Source organism: Pseudogemmobacter hezensis (assembly GCF_013155295.1).
GTDB classification, from domain to species: Bacteria; Pseudomonadota; Alphaproteobacteria; order Rhodobacterales; family Rhodobacteraceae; genus Pseudogemmobacter; species Pseudogemmobacter hezensis.
In genome coordinates this window covers 1-1,888 of sequence record NZ_JABJXT010000029.1, presented here as the reverse complement: position 1 = coordinate 1,888, position 1,888 = coordinate 1, and the positions used below count along the sequence as shown (strand labels likewise).

Annotated in this window: 3 protein-coding genes; all 3 read left to right on the top strand. The window is 54.1% G+C overall.

From position 1 onward, the window contains the following. Positions 1-169 precede the first annotated feature (169 nt). The gene (locus tag HOY34_RS19935; protein WP_216654856.1) at positions 170-937 is read left to right on the top strand and encodes a hypothetical protein; all 768 of its coding nucleotides are present in this window, start codon (positions 170-172) and stop codon (positions 935-937) included. A 3-nt stretch (positions 938-940) separates the two neighbouring features. Then, positions 941-1,312: a helix-turn-helix domain-containing protein gene (locus HOY34_RS19930; RefSeq protein ID WP_172366134.1), complete on the top strand. Its 372-nt coding sequence runs from the start codon at positions 941-943 to the stop codon at positions 1,310-1,312. A 137-nt stretch (positions 1,313-1,449) separates the two neighbouring features. After that, positions 1,450-1,888 (top strand): BapA prefix-like domain-containing protein (locus HOY34_RS19925; RefSeq protein ID WP_172366132.1); only part of this gene is annotated, 439 nt, incomplete at its 3' end.

Genomic DNA, 1,888 nt, shown 5'->3' with positions numbered 1-1,888 from the left:
TTCTTTCCGTTCAGTGCGTGCTGCACCTTAGGGTTGTGGCTGCGACGTGAAAGGTCCTTACGCCATTGTACTCCATAGAACGCCGCCTTGACCTAAAGGGCTCCTTTTGCTACCGAACATTTGATGGCCGGTGATCTCTCGTCAAAGCCAACGAAACATGGGGGAGATGATGCGTGATGTGCAGCGCCACAGCTGTGGCGAAAAAGGAGCCCTTTCTGCAGGTGACGGCTCGGCGGAAGGTGGGGTGGGCGCCATTTTGGTTTCGACCGCCATAGCCTTCGTGGTCGCCGCATTTGCGGTGAGTAATGGGGCCAGTTGGACCTCTGCTGTGGCCCTCTATATCAGCGTGGGCGTCGTCACTCTGTTGATGCTCGGTTTTCGTCGCGCTTGGGTTGTGCGCAGTGAGATAGCCGAAATATCCGCCCATCCAGATATCTGCCAATTGACGCCGCAACTGGAGGATCGCCTCTTTTCTGATGCGGAACGGATGATGTCTGCTCCCCCTTCGGATCGTGGAATTTCATTGGTTGTGGGGGCTGATGTCGAGCGCGTTTTGAGTCTCCAGAGGCACTTGCAGGACGTCGGGCTGTCGGCAATGAGTTGCTACCATTTTCCTGTCGCGTCCGATTGGCTTGATGATTTTCAAATCGATGATGTTACCGACGCTGTCGATTTGGTTGTCGTCGACGCTGTGAATTCTGACGTCGATCTCATATCGGAATTCGTTCGGCATCTTGTGAGTATCAACATACGACTGCCTGTTGTCGTCGTGGTTGGTTTTCCGTCTGGCGTCATGGATCTTCTTTCTGGGGGGGGGGATGCCGGCCGTATTTCATTTGTTCCTGATAGTGGTGTCGCGCTGAAACTAGCTGCGCTTGGAATTATCGGTGATGGAGTTTTTGAACCAGAAAAAGATATCCAGTCCAGATGTATTTAAGAAATGCCAGGTACTGAATTGAAGTCTTATCTTCATGAGATTGATTTGACGGTGGGTCGAAATTTGAGGGCGATTCGACGGTCGCGCGGCTTGAGTCAGAAGCAGGTTGCGGAGGCTATCGGCGTCACAATGCAGCAGTTTCAGAAATATGAAACTGCTGCCAATCGACTATCTGTATCTCGGATGTTGCTGGTTGCCGATGTCCTGAATGTGCATCCATCGGAAATTATCGGTGGGGCATTTGAGGGTGGGTTGGCCCAGCCACAACAGGATCAGTTGCAGATAATTTCTGATTCGATCGGGGCGGATCCTAAGAGGACGGTTCGCGCCTTGATTGAGTTATTTCGAGGGCTTGCAAAGAAAGGGGGAGGCTGAGGTGTCAAGGGGGATGTCCACCGTTTGGTCGAACATCTCCTTCAGCGGATAGTATTGGGCGTAGGCCCGGTTTTGCAACCGGCCTTTGGCGAACTGGCGATATTTCGGAAGTGCTGAAGGCCTAAAGGAGGAAAATTATGGCAGTGACCATAATCGACAAGGATGATGGCGCTCAGCGCGTTGTCGAATTGTCAAATATCGTCCTGGATGGGCCGAGTACGGTACGTTTGCCGTTCAGGCAGTCCAGCGTCGATCATTATACTCGAGAAGGTGATGATCTACTCATTCACCTTGATACGGGAGAGATTGTCCGGGTCGAGAACTACTACATTGATCCGGCTGGAACCCGCAGTGAACTTGCCTTCGTCGAAGACGAGGGTGTTGCCTGGCTCGATGGTGAGGGCTTGGCCGCGGCGCTGGCTGCGTTGGTTATCGGTGGAGTGCTGATCGGCGGCGGCGGTTCGTCCGACGACGCGGATGCGGACGCGGATGCGGACGCTGACGCCGATGCAGATGCTGACGCGGATGCCGATGCCGACGCGGATGCAGACGCTGACGCTGATGCCGACGCTGACG

What these genes read in the sequence shown, in the direction of transcription:
- HOY34_RS19935 (WP_216654856.1), top strand. Translation starts at nt 170, where the DNA reads ATGCGTGATGTGCAGCGCCACAGCTGTGGCGAAAAAGGAGCCCTTTCT.
- HOY34_RS19930 (WP_172366134.1), top strand. Translation starts at nt 941, where the DNA reads ATGCCAGGTACTGAATTGAAGTCTTATCTTCATGAGATTGATTTGACG.